This is a genomic window from Teredinibacter franksiae, from assembly GCF_014218805.1.
GTDB lineage: Bacteria > Pseudomonadota > Gammaproteobacteria > Pseudomonadales > Cellvibrionaceae > Teredinibacter > Teredinibacter franksiae.
Genome location: NZ_JACJUV010000001.1, coordinates 193,933 through 209,300, shown reverse-complemented (window position 1 = coordinate 209,300; position 15,368 = coordinate 193,933). Strand labels below are relative to the sequence as shown.

The 15,368-nt window shown below is 41.7% G+C and carries 15 protein-coding genes; 13 read left to right on the top strand and 2 right to left on the bottom strand.

What is annotated here, in order from left to right; all coding sequences use genetic code 11:
- Positions 1-4: 4 nt before the first annotated feature.
- The gene (locus H5336_RS00835) at positions 5-517 is read right to left on the bottom strand and encodes a hypothetical protein (protein WP_185230482.1); all 513 of its coding nucleotides are present in this window, start codon (positions 515-517) and stop codon (positions 5-7) included.
- A 516-nt stretch (positions 518-1,033) separates the two neighbouring features.
- Here H5336_RS00835 and H5336_RS00830 point away from each other — a divergent pair.
- The 7 genes from H5336_RS00830 (at position 1,034) to H5336_RS00800 (ending at position 6,328) form a co-directional block, all read left to right on the top strand.
- Positions 1,034-1,492 (top strand): transcriptional activator RfaH, encoded by a 459-nt coding sequence (locus tag H5336_RS00830; protein ID WP_185230480.1) that lies wholly within the window; start codon positions 1,034-1,036, stop codon positions 1,490-1,492.
- A gap of 86 nt (positions 1,493-1,578) precedes the next feature.
- Entirely contained in the window at positions 1,579-2,358 is a 780-nt protein-coding gene (locus H5336_RS00825) for a HalD/BesD family halogenase (RefSeq protein WP_185230478.1), read from the top strand.
- On the top strand, positions 2,355-3,128 hold the full coding sequence (locus H5336_RS00820; RefSeq protein WP_185230476.1) for an SDR family NAD(P)-dependent oxidoreductase: 774 nt from the start codon (positions 2,355-2,357) through the stop codon (positions 3,126-3,128). The genes H5336_RS00825 and H5336_RS00820 overlap by 4 nt, the downstream gene beginning before the upstream one ends.
- Before the next feature lie 9 nt (positions 3,129-3,137).
- Positions 3,138-4,340 (top strand): AMP-binding protein, encoded by a 1,203-nt coding sequence (locus H5336_RS00815; protein WP_185230474.1) that lies wholly within the window; start codon positions 3,138-3,140, stop codon positions 4,338-4,340.
- A gap of 19 nt (positions 4,341-4,359) precedes the next feature.
- Positions 4,360-5,091: a hypothetical protein gene (locus H5336_RS00810; RefSeq protein ID WP_185230472.1), complete on the top strand. Its 732-nt coding sequence runs from the start codon at positions 4,360-4,362 to the stop codon at positions 5,089-5,091.
- 71 nt (positions 5,092-5,162) lie between these two features.
- Positions 5,163-5,549: a RidA family protein gene (locus tag H5336_RS00805; protein WP_185230470.1), complete on the top strand. Its 387-nt coding sequence runs from the start codon at positions 5,163-5,165 to the stop codon at positions 5,547-5,549.
- A gap of 8 nt (positions 5,550-5,557) precedes the next feature.
- A complete protein-coding gene (locus H5336_RS00800; protein ID WP_185230468.1) occupies positions 5,558-6,328 on the top strand; it encodes a hypothetical protein in 771 nt (256 codons plus the stop codon).
- A gap of 32 nt (positions 6,329-6,360) precedes the next feature.
- Here H5336_RS00800 and H5336_RS00795 read toward each other — a convergent pair whose 3' ends face one another.
- Positions 6,361-7,317 carry an alpha/beta hydrolase gene (locus H5336_RS00795; protein WP_185230466.1) on the bottom strand — a complete coding sequence of 319 codons (957 nt, stop codon included), beginning with the start codon at positions 7,315-7,317 and terminating at the stop codon, positions 6,361-6,363.
- 58 nt (positions 7,318-7,375) lie between these two features.
- Here H5336_RS00795 and H5336_RS00790 point away from each other — a divergent pair, with 58 nt between their 5' ends.
- The 6 genes from H5336_RS00790 to H5336_RS00765 all read left to right on the top strand — a co-directional run bounded on the left by H5336_RS00790 (position 7,376) and on the right by H5336_RS00765 (position 15,172).
- The gene (locus H5336_RS00790) at positions 7,376-8,995 is read left to right on the top strand and encodes an AMP-binding protein (RefSeq protein WP_185230464.1); all 1,620 of its coding nucleotides are present in this window, start codon (positions 7,376-7,378) and stop codon (positions 8,993-8,995) included.
- 184 nt (positions 8,996-9,179) lie between these two features.
- The gene (locus tag H5336_RS00785) at positions 9,180-10,070 is read left to right on the top strand and encodes a TauD/TfdA family dioxygenase (RefSeq protein ID WP_185230462.1); all 891 of its coding nucleotides are present in this window, start codon (positions 9,180-9,182) and stop codon (positions 10,068-10,070) included.
- A gap of 51 nt (positions 10,071-10,121) precedes the next feature.
- Positions 10,122-10,517: a cytochrome-c oxidase gene (locus H5336_RS00780; RefSeq protein ID WP_185230460.1), complete on the top strand. Its 396-nt coding sequence runs from the start codon at positions 10,122-10,124 to the stop codon at positions 10,515-10,517.
- A 161-nt stretch (positions 10,518-10,678) separates the two neighbouring features.
- The gene (locus H5336_RS00775) at positions 10,679-11,338 is read left to right on the top strand and encodes a pyridoxamine 5'-phosphate oxidase family protein (protein WP_221627959.1); all 660 of its coding nucleotides are present in this window, start codon (positions 10,679-10,681) and stop codon (positions 11,336-11,338) included.
- Positions 11,339-11,509: 171 nt separating this feature from the next.
- Positions 11,510-12,409 carry an RNA polymerase sigma factor SigJ gene (gene sigJ / locus H5336_RS00770; RefSeq protein ID WP_185230456.1) on the top strand — a complete coding sequence of 300 codons (900 nt, stop codon included), beginning with the start codon at positions 11,510-11,512 and terminating at the stop codon, positions 12,407-12,409.
- A gap of 618 nt (positions 12,410-13,027) precedes the next feature.
- Positions 13,028-15,172, top strand: coding sequence for a cellulase family glycosylhydrolase (locus H5336_RS00765; protein WP_185230454.1), 2,145 nt, complete (start codon positions 13,028-13,030; stop codon positions 15,170-15,172).
- Positions 15,173-15,368: the final 196 nt, after the last annotated feature.

The following is a 15,368-nucleotide window of genomic DNA, read 5'->3' as shown; positions in this document are numbered from 1 at the left end:
AGGGCTACACCTCAAATTCCATTAAATTGCAGGCCTTCGAATATCCGGCCGCTCTTTTTAGCGTTGGAAAAACACGTGCAGCAGCAACGCATAGACCAATCTCAATTTTTTCACTTTTAGTCAACGCTTCATCGATAGCCGTTTGAGCTGTGCTACTTAAATTTTCGTTAAGTGCAATGCTGGTTGCAAAGTCATAGACTCGCTTTAGCTCGGTGGGTAACGTTTCTTTTGAGTATAAAACCGATTCTATGATGGGTTTTGAAACACCTGATTCTAGAGCCATTCTAATATTTAATTGCAGACATGAACCGCAGTCTTCGGCCCGCATGGCAGATAGTTTGGCGACCCAAAAAGCTTCTGTTGATAACGCCTGTTTGTGGGTGGACATTGGCATAAAGGCATTAAATTTGTCGAAGCCTTCTTCACTTGTCTCCAGTAAGTCCCTTAAGTAACGGGCGTCATATTTGTAGTGCGTCTCAAAATTATCTAGATACTGAACTTTTGCATTGGTATCCATGTTTTTTTTCCGAACGAGTTTATATAAGAATTATTGAATAAGTTCATCGTAATTAAGTGTGTACTCATGTAGGACGTTTCAGCGTGCCTAAATGTGACATTAATAAGAAAATAAATTGATGGACTGATTTTGATGTAGTGTTTGGCGACATAAAGCGGGTGTAAGGTGAAAAAATAGTTAAGGATGACTATCAGAGGTTGCAATTTAAATATTTTATGCCTAGCATCCCGGCCGTCTGATGAATCGACTAACGCCAGCGTGTAGGGCCTGATTTTATCTTTGCTTTATATCGATAATAGTTTTTTAATTAAATATCGGCTTAATAGTGCATGTAGGGGAACTCTCCTAGCGGTAGCGTGTGCGAAACAAAATATCTAATAATAATCCGACAGTCTTTCCCGCTTATTCAAGCGTTAAAATTACTCTACTAAACGTATTCGAGCCTGCATGCAGCTATAGATTTAGCAAAATGCCTGGAGGCTTCATATTATTTGAGATGCCCTTAATGGAGGAGGTATGACTACATGGTATTTAGTGTTTACAAAACCAAAAGAAGAATTTAGAGCAAAGCGTAACCTCGAGCAGCAGTGCTATGAAACATACCTGCCGCAAGTAAAAAGGGGGATATCTTCGAAAAAACCGACTCCTGCCCCAATCCCTATGTTTCCCCGATATATGTTTGTAGTGATAGACCCTCAGAAAGATGACGTGTCAAAAATAAGAAACACCAAAGGTGTGGTTGGCCTTGTATCGTTTGGTCCGGAGATGGCAAAAGTTCCCGAAGATGTGATAGATCAAGTGAAAAGAAGCGAAAAGGCCCTGAACACCGAAGAAAAGAAGACATGCGATCGAAAAGCGATCTTCTGTGTAGGCAGAAAGGAGGAGCGAGTTATGCGCTTAATAGATTTGGTTAGTCGACCGAAAACTAGTCAAGTTCCCAATGATGTGGTCGACCAATTATATATGGCTATCTGACCAATTTTTGGTGATTCAATATTGTCGTTGAAGTGTAGTAACGGCATCTAACCAATATCTAAAATACGAAAATGATTGAGGCAGCTATGTTGGATTTTAAAGACTATATGTATTTGAGTGGAAGCGTAGTAAATAGTAAATATAAAGAAGAGACAGAGTTGACGCGGTTGGCAAACGAGTTCGAGGAGAAGGGCTTTGTGACGATGCCAGATTTTTTTATGGCTGAATATTTTGATCTGGTTAAAGATGAATCAATTCGTTTGTCCAAGATGCGTACCGAAAAGCAATTTACTATGCCTGGGTATGAAACCCCAAGGTTTCTGTCTGTCATTGGTGGAAAGCAAATTTTAAATAACTCATTTGTATTTTCTGCCCTATATATAAACGCGGAAGTTAAGTCAGTTTTGTCTTCAATTGTTTCTAGGTCTCTTTATACCGTGGATCACGAAGAAGAATTTATGGTAGTCAATTTTCTTGAGAGAAGTGGTGGCACACATGGCTGGCATTTGGATGACCCTCAGTATGCATTAGTTTCAATTCTCCAGGCCCCAGATCATTCGATGGGTGGCTATTTGGAGGTAATACCAGAGTGGAAAAAATTCTGTGCGGAGTTGGGTATGAATTATATGACCGACACCAATAAAGCTGTTCCTATTGCATATGAGCAAGGGCGAGTTAAAAATATTCACCATAATGCTGGCGATTGTTATGTCCTTAATGCCGGCGACTGTTTGCATAGGGTCGCACCCATATCGGGGGAAACAAATAGAATAATTCTAAATATGGCATTCGATCATCGCTCAAAAATTGACTATGGTGCTACTGCCGATATTTTATATGGCGAGAAAGAAGGCGCCTTGATATGACGGAAGATTTTAAGGGCAAGGTCGCCATTATTACAGGTGCAGGTGGCGGAATCGGTTGTGCTACGGCACTGGCTTTCGCAAAAGAAGGAGTCAAAGTGGTAGTAGTCGATGTAAATGAAGCGGCATCGATTTATACCCATGAATCGATAAAAGAAATAAACGGAACTTCAATGCCCATTGTTGCGGATATATCGAATAACGATGACTGCATTCGGATCATTGACGAAACCATCAGTGCCTTCGGTCGTTTGGATATCCTATTCAATAACGCAGGTATTACTGTTAGAGAAAATAGCCTAAATACGAGTGTCGAAGCTTGGAGAAAAGTTATTGATGTAAATCTAACAGGGGTATTCTTACTCTCTAAGTGCGCTCTAGTGCCCATGACCGCACAAAAAAGCGGTTGTATCATTAATACAGCGTCGGGTTGGGGGATAAATGGTGGTGCTCGTGCTGTGTCGTATTGTGCTTCGAAAGGTGGTGTCGTTTTACTGACAAAGGCAATGGCGATAGATCACGGAGCTGATGGTATAAGGGTGAACTGCATTTGTCCTGGTGACACCAACACCGGGATGCTCGTTGACGAAGCAATTCAGCTTGGCCTAGCTGAAGACCAGCTAATAAAGGAAGGTGCAAGCCGCCCCCTCGGTCGGGTAGGTCAGCCGGAAGATATCGCGAATGCTGTTTTATTTTTAGCGTCTGAGAAAAGTGGATTTATCACAGGAACACCTCTAATTGTAGATGGTGGTGGCCTGGCTGGCAGCGCATAAGGAGTGAAAATGATCGTTACGCGTGACAAAAATGCAGCACTTAAAAAGTTAGTGCCGTTGGCAATTGAGTATGGCCTAATAGATGTTGAGCAGCAGTTCTCAACTTTGGAAAGCTTTTTGAAGCGTATTCCAATACTCACCAAAACTGATCTGTTTAAGCGAGTTGAAGATCAGCAAGAGATGTTTCTATCAAGAGGGATTCTATTCAGTGAAACATCAGGGTCGACAGGAGAACCTCTTGTAACCCCGAGAAACGCAGAAGATCTTGGTTGGAATACTAATAATCAAATGCTTGCTTATAAAAAATATCTAACGGCGGGTGTTGACCGCGTTGCAATTATTCATCCCGGTATTTTGAGTCCATTTGTTGAAGCATCTTGTTTGGCGCTTAACCAATTAGGTGTCGGATTTGTGCGTGTATTTGCGCTTCCTAAGATCTGTGAGTACACGAAAATATACGAGGTTTTAAAGCGCTACAAAATAACAACGATAATGACGACGCCAACGCTAGCGAGTAAAGTTTTCTACGAGTTTAATAAGCATGCACTACCGAATAATTTACTTTCGATTGACAAATTATTGCTAACGGGCGAACCCATTACCCCACATTCTGCAGATAACTTTAGTGAAATATTAAATTGCAGCGCGAAGACTATTCCCTTTGTTTACGGTAGCAGTGAAACCGCGACAGTTATGATTGGTAATACAGATTGTTCTTATGACCCTATTTCAGAGGATTTTATTTTCGAACTGGTAGACCCTGAAACCAACGAGCACTTAGTTTTTGGTGTAAATGGTGCAATTGAGGGGAAGCTGATAATTAGTTGGCTTCGGAATGGTCTATTGCCAATACTTCGCTACGATACGGGAGATATTTTTCGTGTGACGAGTGATGAATCCAGGGTTGCGTGGGAATGTCTTGGTAGAACTCAGTCCAACGGTGTTAGCGCTAGAGTTATGGATGAAATTATATACCAAGAAAAAATTCCAATATATCACTACGAATGTAATGTGATAAATGACCATATATATTTCACTATTATTACGATACCAGGTGGTGAAGAGAATATTGATGTTGATTTAATCAAAACCCTTTTACATCAGAAATTTAATGATAAGTATTCATGTAGTATCGAGATAAATCCTGAAATACACGAGTTTTATGAATTTTCAATAAAACCAAAAATGAGCAGAATCTCTTTATCGAACTAACTTACACGAGGACAGTATTATGACTTGGTGGCAAATTGATCTTATTATTGTTGTGGCCTATGGGCTTCAGCATTCTTTATTAACAACCAAATGGTTTGTTTCCCTATACAATAGAATATTGCCGGATTATTCATGGAATATTGTCTATAGCATGCTCTCTGTGTTGACAATATTTTTGGGTTTTAAATACTGGAAAACATCAGGCGAGTATTTATTCTACTTAATTCCTGGAACTTTTCTGCATCATGTAAGTGTGATTGTACTAGCCGCTTCGCTTTTTCTTTTTTTCTATTGTTTTAAGTTCACTACGTCATTTTGGCAGTGGCTAGGTGTGAAGCAAGTAACGCTAAAATTGATGAAAAAGAAGTTACCGGCGTACTATCGTACGAGAAAGGAAGGTGTGAAAAAATATATTCGATTTCCGCACCATACATGCCTCATTGTATTTTTTTGGGCTCATCCTGTAATGACTATGGATAGCTTTTTACTCGCGATAGGAGCAACTATCTATTTATATTTAGGTACTTATCATCAGGATTTACGTGGATTACGTCTTTTGGGAGATGAATGGGCTGAATACAGAAAAAATACGGCGTTGTTAATTCCTAGTCCCGTAGTTATTAAACGGATGTGGAGTGATTTCAAAGCAGCAATTAATGAAGCCGGTGTGCAGAATACCGAACAATCTGGCGCTACAGACTCTGACGTTTATGATGATGCTGTATTAGTCAAGGTTCCAAATACGAAGTAAGGCATAACTACTCGGGTACTTCTAAAGGGTACTCAGTTTAGAGTATAAATAATAAGCAAAAGGTTTCGGATATGAAAAGAGTTTACTCGGGTGCGCCTTGGGAAAAGCAAGTCGCTTATTGCCGGGCAGTAAAATTTGGTTCGCAAATAGCGGTTTCTGGCACAACGGCCGTTGATGCAGAAGGTATTGTTGTCGGTGAAAACGATATTTATGCACAAACGAGCTACATTTTTGAAAAAATAAGTACCGCGCTTGTTGAGTTAGGCGCAAACTTATCAGATGTTGTCCGGACACGTATGTACGTAACGGATATGACGCTTTTCGACCAAGTCGCAAAAGCACACAAAGAGGCTTTTGACGGTATTGATCCAGCGGCTACTTGTGTTGAGGTTAGTCGTTTCGTCGATGATAGCCTGCTCATTGAGATAGAAGTTGATGCTTACATTTCCGAAAAATAGAGGTTGGTATGAAAATAAACTATCCACGTGAAAAGGCGTTTTCGGGCTATTCTGTACGCGTTGACCGATTACCTTATACGCTTCGCGATGATGAAAAAGCTAGTTTAAAGGCCATTTTTGAGACAGTAATGGTTAATCTTGCTTTTTATGCACGAGACACCTTTGTCGAGAGACTATTTGAAACAGAATACCTTATAAGAATCTACGATAGCACTGGCGAAGTGGTGGGTTTTGGTAATGCTGCGAATAGAGATTGTGGAGGAATCGAAGTTTTACACATTATGTCGATATATGTATTACCGGATTTTCGGGGTTACCGTGCAACCGATCGTGCGTTGCGTATGGTGGTCGTTGATCGGGCAATTGAGCGCGACTATTGTCGTCATCAGCCTATGTACTTCAGTGCCTCTACCGTGAATTTACAACTTTTATATACATCGCTCAAATGTTACACAATATGGCCAGATTTGCTATATGAGAGCCCAGTCCCAGAGGATGTTAGGCGTATAGCTGAGGGCGCTAATTCGCATTACCCCAAGCCGGGGGACAAATTATTCCAGGTGAAGATAACTGAGGAGTTCGCTGGGTTGCGAGATGGGTACGGTCACGACACAAAAAATATTGAATTTAATCAGCGCTTCAGAGCGTTGGCTGACCCTGGAAAGTATGAGTTAGTATTTCTGGTCGGAAGAATTGACGCACGGCAATTAAGTAACTATTTGATGAGCGGTGGTAACTTGCGCAAGCGCTGTGCGCCGGAAGAAGTACTTACTGTATAAACTGAAGTTGTTTTGGGTGATGCTCGCTTTTATCAGAAGCTGGTAAGAAACGATTTTTCTTTTACCATGATAGTTTCAAATTTTCCAAAATTTTCTAAGTGGGGTCGGTGAGCCGATTTGTCTACAATATATATTTTGGCGGGTGTGCGAATACTACGAAAGTAGTTGATTACAAGTTTAGTCGGGGTTGTCTGATCATACTTGCCACATACAAATATCACGGGAAAATTGAAATGAGTTTTATCACTAAAATCTACTTCTAGGCACTGTTCCCATAGATATTTCACGGATAAATACATGGCTAACGTATGTTTTACTGCATTTATAAGCCTCGTTTTTGATGGGTTCAATCGTTCCTGATTATCTTTTACTGTTGTGGTGCTTCTGTCTAACCCTCCATTTTCCAACAGTATTTTTCTATGTAAAGAGAGATAAGGGACTAGTTCTTTTTTCCGATGGGGAGGGGGGCCATACTTGACAAGTTTAGCTACACCTTTTTTTCCTTTATGTTTTAAGGCATAAGCGTACGCCATTTTCTCACCTCTCAAACCGTTAACGATCTGACCAATACCTACATACCCCTGTATTAGGTTGGAAAATCTATCGGCTAGTTTCATCCCTAGGTGGGTCCCCCAAGAGTGAGAACACAAGATAAGCTTGTTTTTGGAGAATAGTTTAAGGGAGTATTTAAGAACGTGTCCCGCATCGCTCACATGGTTTTCAACCGTGAAGTTTGAAAATAGATCCCATATTGACATCGAATCTCCAGCGCAACGTTGGTCGTAGAAAATAAGTGAATATTCTTTAACAAGCGTACTAGATAGAGAGTTAAATATTTCGCAAAGATGTCTGGAATTTCCATAGCCTGGTCCTCCATGTAAATAGAGTATTACAGGGTTATCTGGATTCGCAGTTAAGGTATGCAATCTAATTATTCTGCCGTTTATACGTAAATTAATTATTTTTTGTTTAGTGTCTAATCTTGTCATTACAGATTTCCTGTACAGATAAATATGGTTGCCAATTTAACAGATGGAGTAACGTTTAATGAATGTTTTTTCCAATATACTTTCCTTTAGCGAAAGCACACCAAAAAATGATGTGTTTTCGGTCGTGTCACCCCACGGGGTGGTTGAAAGAAATATTACCTATGAACTATTGATGAACGCTGTTCAAAATATAGATAAGTTGCTTTCTGAAGTGGACTCCGGTATTGCTAGGCCCAAGCATGCAATTGTAATGGCGAACTCACCTGAGTGGGTCGCGTGTGATATTGCTATGGGTGTTACGCATCGTATTGAAATTCCGGTTCCCACAATATTTAGTGCTGAACAAGCAGAAAATCTCATTAAAAATGCAGATTCCGTACTGGTAGACGACATTGGTATGGCGGTTATGTATGATTGGGAAAAAAAATGGAATTTGGGGAAGGATATTAAAAAAGTATATGTTGATTCCAATAAAATATATTGTGCCCCTGAAAAAAGGCAATCGGTTCCGGAACTGATGGAGGCTAGCCTAAATGTGAGGCTAGTGCCGGAAGAATGTAAAATTGTACATACTTCAGGTACAACGAATAACCCTAAAGGGGTGCGTATATCGCAGTCGGCCCTATGGAATCAGATTAGCGCCCTAAAAAGCATGGTTCCTGGTTACCGATTTAGCCGATATGTTTCTATCGTTCCTTTAAGTCTCTTGATTGAGCAAATTACCGCGATATATCTTTTTCTAAGCTACGGTGGTTGCTTGTACTTTCCTTCCGCTGGGGTGCCTCTTCTTGGTTCTAAAAGTAGCATGCCGGATGATTTGATTAAATATTTCACCATCGTCGAGCCCGATTTTGTTGTGGTCTCCCCATCCATTGTTGAGAGATTGCATTCTATTGGTAATTCGTTAGTTGATCCCTCACGTTTGGTGAAGACAGTTTTTGGCCTAGATGCGCCACCCTTTATAGCATGCGGCAATGCGCCAATAGCGACCGAAATATTAACCGGCCTACATGACATGGGTCTTCAGGTGTATGAGGGATATGGTCTTAGTGAAAATACTTCTGTTGTCTCATGGAATTCACCCTCTCAGTTTAAATATGGAACAGTTGGAAAGCCTCTGGATCATGTGACGTTAAAGCTATCAGACGAAAATGAATTACTTGTAAAAAGTGCCTCGCTATATTTGGGGTATACCGCTACAGACCCATCAAGCTGCGTGATTGACGACGATGGCTGGTTGCATACCGGTGATATCGGGGAGTTGGATAGCGATGGTTACGTAAAGGTCGTTGGCCGAAAGAAACATGTGTTAATTACGGCGAGTGGTAGAAACGTATCGCCTGAATGGGTCGAATCACAGTATAAGCGCCTCCCGTTTATTAGAAATGTGGCTGTTTTTGGCAACGATTTACCATTCTTAATGGCCGTGTTTATTGTAAATAGAGGGGAATTAACGAATACCGAAATGCGTCGTGCCATCGATAACTATGGATTAGAGCAATTTAGTGACGTGGAGCGTGTTAGGCAGTACGTATTATTGGAATCTAACCCACAGGTTAGAAAAGAGTACATAACAATTACAGGCGACCCAATTCGCCCTAAACTTTGGGAACGACTGACTGAAGAGTTTGATGTTGAGGGTTTAAAAAATAAATCTGGCGAGTCTATCTCTGCGTAGTGCGCTAGCAAAAAAATATTTTCCTGGTTTTCTATTCTTAAATTATTACCTTGATACAGCAGTATAGGTATAACCGTAAATAGTGTCGTTAATTTGTTACATTATGATATTGCAAAAAAAATTCTGGGTGCTATCTGAGAATAGGAAAATCTATTATTTATTTACAAATTTTGAGGAGATTGTTGTGAGCAATGATATATCTATAACACAATACAAAAATACGCGTGGAATTTTGATTGAAACCTCTAAAAAGCAACCGATAACGAACGTAATCGAATCTTCTATGTTTTCACGGTTAAGCGATTGTGGATTTATTCTGTATCGCGGATTTGATACAAATATAGACTTGTTTTCAGACTTTGTTCAATCGGGTAGTAGTCGGGTAACAATTGACCCTATGCGTGAATTTTACGGTAATACGGCTCAGAAAGTAGATGCTGGTCTTGATGCCGTTGGTATGCATGTGGAGCACGGTAATAACCCATTTCAACCTGATATTTGTTGGTTTTATTGTGAAAAGGCAGCAAGTTCCGGTAGTCAAACAACCGTTTGTGATGGTTACGATGTTTGGGAAAAAATGCCAAATAATCTGAAGAACCTATTTGATACAAAGGAGATCATGTACTGCCGATATATAGAGGGTGATAAGTGGAAAAAGATGGCAAAAAACTTAGTGCCAAGCGCGAATTCTGAGGAAGAAGTGACACTCGATGCATTTCTTAGTTTGGTCGACAATAATGGATTTCGAGTTGAGTTACAGGAGGACGAATCAGTTTATTATGAGTATTCAACGAGTGCAGTTAGATCTAATAAAAATGTTAATAAAAAATCATTTGCCAATAGTATATTGGGTCCTTCGTATAATTATCAGGCACCTATTATTAAGTTCTCCGATGGTATGCCAATAGAAGAAGATGTTCATGACGCTCTGGAGTCCATTTTTGAGGAGTCTACAGTGGAAATAGATTGGCAGTCTGGGGATGTGCTTGTAATAGATAATATACATATCATGCACGGTAGACGCGCTATTGAGGATGTAGATCGAAAATTATTTAACGCAATGAGTTTTCGATAATTGTATCTAACGTCAACGGTTTTATTGGTATTGGAATTATTTGGAGCGGGTATGACAACAGAAAAAACAGGAATTTTGTTTATACGTATTGCTAGCCTGTATTTACTATTTGGGTTGGGTATTGGCATTTATTTAGGTGTAACAAAAGACTATTCGGTAGTTTCTGCCCATGCACATGTGAACTTACTAGGGTGGATGAGCATGGCCCTATGTGGCTTTATCTATATTAGGTACGCGTCAAGTATCTGTTCGATAAAGGCTAGAATACACTTTTGGGGCCACAATCTTGGGTTACCCATCATGATGGTTTCGGTTGTACTTTTAACCAAAGGGCAGCCCCTCGCGGCGGTGGGAATATCCATTGGATCATTGGTCGTTGTTCTTTCTTTGATCCTGTTTACCCTGAATGTCTTCGAGGGTGTTGAGCCCGCTAAAGTGGAATTGTAGGTTAGGTATACTGAGCGCGTGCTTGTACATAACAGATAAAATACGCACGCGTTGGTTTCTATTCAAAATTAATTTTGGGGGTAGTTTCGCCCGATAATATTTACGTTAGCATTAAATGTCGATACCAAAAGGCATATAGGAAAATAATGGAGGGGGTTGAGGTGGATATAGATAAACAAAAAAACATTCCTGGTTCTGATGGTGAGCATAAACTTCAGAGAATGTACGGCACACAGCGTAGAGCTGAGAATTTTTATAATAAGCAAGTTCTAAATTATTTAAACGAACGTATGTGTGGATTTGTCAATGAGCAGGATATGGCGTTTATTGCAACATCTGATAAAAAGGGAGAATGCGACTGTTCCTTTCGTGCTGGCATGAAAAATTCACTCTACATACTTTCTAAGAAACGTATTATATTTCCTGAGTACCGTGGAAATGGGGTTATGGCAAGCGCTGGGAATGTTGCTGAAAACCCGCATATGGGAATGATATTTATCGATTTTAGCTCAACTATTGGCTTACACATAAATGGAAGTGCATCAGTTGTAGCAAATGATGTTGCGGATAATTTATTGGCGGAAATGGGGGAATCTCTAGATCTGTCGCTTTTGGCAAAGGGGCGTAGGCCAGAATTTTGGTTTTCGCTTGACATAGAGGAAGCATACATTCACTGCTCTAAACATATTCCCCTCATGCGCCCGATCGATAGAGATATTGACTGGGGTACAGATGATGTAGTGAAAAAAGGTGGGGATGCTTTCGAGGCTAAAAACTGTGCTCGCCCCTGGGTAAAGGAAGCCGTGAATATGAAACCCTAGAGGTAAACACTCAGTCCCTTGCAAAAATTTGCCCAACAGATGTCGCAAAAAATCGTTATGCGGCGTGTTTTATTGGTTAGGTTGAATTTACTGGTTATTTTTCTTGGCAAGAGAAATATACCTCAATAAGATTCGTGCTTAATCCATGGTTGCGTAAGGGACTTTAGCCAAATGAACGATGTAATTGACACATTTGAAGGTGCGCGGGCAAAATTGCTTGGTCTGGCTTATCGAATAACAGGTTCGGCATTTGAAGCCGAAGATATTGTTCACGAAACGTTTTTAAAGTGGCACGACGCAGACCATCCGTCTATTAAATCTCCGCAGTCTTGGCTTTGTACCGTTGCGTCAAGATTGGCGGTGGACCACCTTCGTTCGTCTTGCGTTATGCGGGAAGAGTATATGGGTACTTGGTTGCCGGAACCCTTTATAGAGAATAAAGACAATCCAGATTCAAGCTATGAAATTGACGAGTCGATAACGATGGCGCTGTTGGTGCTATTGGAAAAGCTCTCGCCTGAGGAGCGGGTTGTTTATATATTGCACGACCTTTTCCATTTTGGCTTCTCCGAAGTAGCCGACATTTTAGAAAAACCATCAGTGACTTGCCGAAAAATGGCTAGTCGTGCCCGAAGTAAAATTGATAAAGACAGAATTCGCTATAGTCATGATTCAGTTGAGCATCAAGAGGTCATTCACGCGTTTTTTTCAGCGGTAAAGCAGGGTGATATATCCGGCTTGGTAAATGTTTTGCAGAGTAATGTAAGTTTTCATAGTGATGGTGGTGGTAAGGCTTTCGCACTGCCTCACACCCTAAAGGGTTTAGATGTGGTTGTCGATGTAGTACTGACGTATCTAACATCGGCCGTTGAAAGTGGCTCTCATTCGATAGATGAAGTTTGGTTTAATGGCGCGCCAGGTTTTTTGGTGTCTGATGGAGGTCAGCCTGTTTCCGCATTCAATTTTGAAATATCAGACAAAAAAATTCAGGCAATTCACGTCCTGCGTAATCCTGAAAAATTGAAGTTATTTGATACGAAAACATGTGTTGATGATATTCAAATGGTTTAGTTGTTGGCGGCACTTCCAAGCGTTTTGTAATATACCTTCAATTTATAATATTCGATTAACCCAGTTTTATCCTCGGTCGTATAAATCCTCTAGTTGGTCTCTCCCTATCCCCACCTCAATTCTTATAGTGGTTGATTTGAATGTTTTCCGGAAATTCGGCCTGCTACTAAGCGTCGAATGTTTAATTTGGAAAGGCTATAAAAATGGGTACGTATTTCTCAGCTGTAAAAATCGTTTTAAAAAAAGAAAGTGGTTGGCGCGTATTGGGCTATCTATTTCGGTTTTTGCGGGTAACATAAGCAGTATTGAAGTTGTTGGTAATCCGACTTTCTGTTTTGTATTGAGTGTGGCTGCTGTCGTTTTTTTAATAATAATTATTGGCGTCCAGTCAATCGCATTCTTTTAATGGTCTCGCTAAAAAGATTCATTCTCGAATGTTTGACCAACCCCGAAAACACTCTTCTTCTGATTTCCCAAAAGGAAAATCATTTATCTGGTTTTACAGGCGAATACCATCTTCTGTAGGGCCGGCACGTTGATTTAATGCCCCCATCATTCTAATAGCCTAGGGCATCATGTTTTGCGAACCCCTATTTTTAAACCGTCAGAGGAATAACAATGAAAATATTTAAGTTGTTAAAATCTCTGCGTGCGGTAGGTGTGACAGTGACAGTAGTACTGTCGCCCACCGTTTTCGCAGATATTACGTGCAATGTTTCTTCATGGAACCACTGGGGAAGTGGTTATCAAACAGATATTACTATTACTAATACTGGAGCACCGGTCAGCGGCTGGTCGATTGATATCGTATTTAACGAATCTCCCCAGTTCACCAACGGTTGGAGCGCTAGCTATGGCGTTTCAGGCAACACAGTTACGGCTTCCAATATTTCTTGGAATGGTAATTTGGGCGCTAATCAGTCAACCACTATTGGCTTTCAGGGCGCATCAAATGGTGGTTTGTCGCAACCGTCCTGTATCGGCGATGGTATTAATTCGAGTTCTTCAAGTAGCTCGTCGTCTAGTAGTTCATCCTCCAGCACTCCTTCGTCTAGTTCGAGCAGCTCTTCATCGAGCAGCAGCTCAAGCTCTTCCAGTGGTCAATGCGAAGAAGTTTGTCAGTGGTACGGCGAGGGCCAATGGCCTTTGTGTGAAAATCAAAATAACGGTTGGGGCTGGGAAAATAATCAGAGCTGTATTGGCAGTAACACTTGTGAAGCTCAGGGGGGAAGCGGGGGTATTGTAAGTGATTGTAGTTCTAGCAGCTCCTCCTCCAGCTCCAGTGACTCCTCCAGTTCAAGCAGTTCGAGTAATTCTTCTTCAAGTTCTAGTAATTCAAGTTCCAGTAGTTCAAGTTCCAGCGCTAATGGCAATGCTATTTTTCGGGTGGATGGCTCAGGTAATATCACTAAAAATGGTGATGTATTCCCTGTGCGTTGTGGATCTTGGTTTGGGCTAGAAGGGCGTCATGAACCCTCTGACGATCCCGCAAACCCCAGCGGTGCACCTATGGAGCTTTACATGGGAAATACTTTCTGGGCCAATGGCAATGCCGGTACCGGAAGGACGATTCAAGATACGATGGACGACCTGTTGGCGAAGGGCATAAACGTCGTGCGCTTCCCGATTGCCCCCCAAACTCTCGACCCAAATGACTCACAGGGAACAGGAAACGTATTGAAGAATCACGCCTCAGTGCGGGTGGACAATGCCCGACTGGCCATGGAGCAGTTTATTCTGGCTGCCGATGCCAACGGTATTGAGGTAATGCTCGATATTCACTCCTGTTCAAATTATGTGGGTTGGCGAGCAGGCCGTTTGGATTCGCGACCCCCTTATGTGGATGCAGATCGAGATAATTACGATTTCACCCGAGAAGATTCTTCCTGTGCCGCTTCGGGGAACCCTGGCTCTGTCTCCAACGTTCAGGCGTACGGCCAAGCAGCATGGTTGAATACTCTGCGGGAGCTAGCGGGGTTATCGACACAGTTGGGTGTAGATAATATTATCGGTATTGATATTTTCAACGAGCCATGGGATTACACTTGGGCCGAGTGGGCATCACTTTCGGCAGCTGCCTTTCAGGCTATCGATGAGGTGAATCCGAATTTATTGGTGTTCGTGCAGGGTATTTCGGCGTCGGCTGGCAATCAGGATGGGAATCCCGATGACAAAGTCGATATTCCCCATGGAGAAATATTCACTAATCCAAACTGGGGTGAGAATTTGTTTGAAGCGGGGGACAGTCCGCCCAATATTCCCAAAGAGAGGTTGGTGTATTCACCCCATACTTATGGCCCATCTGTGTTCGTGCAACGCATGTTTATGGATCCAGGGCAACCAGCGTGTGAGGGATTGGAGGGTGACGAGGCTGGTGACAATGGTTGTAATATCGTTATTGATGCCGCGATTTTACGCGCTGGCTGGGAGGAGCACTTTGGTTACCTAAGAGATTTAGGCTACGCCATGGTCGTCGGCGAGTGGGGCGGCAATATTGATTGGCCCGATAAGGCCTCGATTCGTGACCAGGATCGCTGGGCTCACATTAGCCCCGGTGTTGTCGATCTACAGTGGCAAAATGCATTCTCCAGCTACTTGTCTGAAAAGGGCATAGAAAGCTGTTTCTGGTCTATTAACCCAGAGTCTGGAGATACCGGCGGTTTGTATGGCCATGCCTATGACCCTATTAGTAATACCGCTGGTTGGGGTGAGTGGCTAGGCTTAGATGAAAGGAAGTGGAGTATTTTAGAGGCTTCCTGGTAAATCGATTTTAGTTTGTCTTCATCGATGAGTCCGGGGCCGGCCTTTAGCTGGCTCCGGATTTTTTTGCGCTGAATTTTTGTGGTTACGGCAGAGTGGGTATGGGTAGCATGGGTGAAAACACACGAATCGTTGCTAGATTAATTTGTGTTATGTTCTTTAGGTCAGGGTCTGGCAAGATCATGCATAAACTGATCTG

What these genes read in the sequence shown, in the direction of transcription:
- H5336_RS00835 (WP_185230482.1), bottom strand. Translation starts at nt 517, where the DNA reads ATGGATACCAATGCAAAAGTTCAGTATCTAGATAATTTTGAGACGCAC.
- H5336_RS00830 (WP_185230480.1), top strand. Translation starts at nt 1,034, where the DNA reads ATGACTACATGGTATTTAGTGTTTACAAAACCAAAAGAAGAATTTAGA.
- H5336_RS00825 (WP_185230478.1), top strand. Translation starts at nt 1,579, where the DNA reads ATGTTGGATTTTAAAGACTATATGTATTTGAGTGGAAGCGTAGTAAAT.
- H5336_RS00820 (WP_185230476.1), top strand. Translation starts at nt 2,355, where the DNA reads ATGACGGAAGATTTTAAGGGCAAGGTCGCCATTATTACAGGTGCAGGT.
- H5336_RS00815 (WP_185230474.1), top strand. Translation starts at nt 3,138, where the DNA reads ATGATCGTTACGCGTGACAAAAATGCAGCACTTAAAAAGTTAGTGCCG.
- H5336_RS00810 (WP_185230472.1), top strand. Translation starts at nt 4,360, where the DNA reads ATGACTTGGTGGCAAATTGATCTTATTATTGTTGTGGCCTATGGGCTT.
- H5336_RS00805 (WP_185230470.1), top strand. Translation starts at nt 5,163, where the DNA reads ATGAAAAGAGTTTACTCGGGTGCGCCTTGGGAAAAGCAAGTCGCTTAT.
- H5336_RS00800 (WP_185230468.1), top strand. Translation starts at nt 5,558, where the DNA reads ATGAAAATAAACTATCCACGTGAAAAGGCGTTTTCGGGCTATTCTGTA.
- H5336_RS00795 (WP_185230466.1), bottom strand. Translation starts at nt 7,317, where the DNA reads ATGACAAGATTAGACACTAAACAAAAAATAATTAATTTACGTATAAAC.
- H5336_RS00790 (WP_185230464.1), top strand. Translation starts at nt 7,376, where the DNA reads ATGAATGTTTTTTCCAATATACTTTCCTTTAGCGAAAGCACACCAAAA.
- H5336_RS00780 (WP_185230460.1), top strand. Translation starts at nt 10,122, where the DNA reads ATGACAACAGAAAAAACAGGAATTTTGTTTATACGTATTGCTAGCCTG.
- sigJ (WP_185230456.1), top strand. Translation starts at nt 11,510, where the DNA reads ATGAACGATGTAATTGACACATTTGAAGGTGCGCGGGCAAAATTGCTT.
- H5336_RS00765 (WP_185230454.1), top strand. Translation starts at nt 13,028, where the DNA reads ATGAAAATATTTAAGTTGTTAAAATCTCTGCGTGCGGTAGGTGTGACA.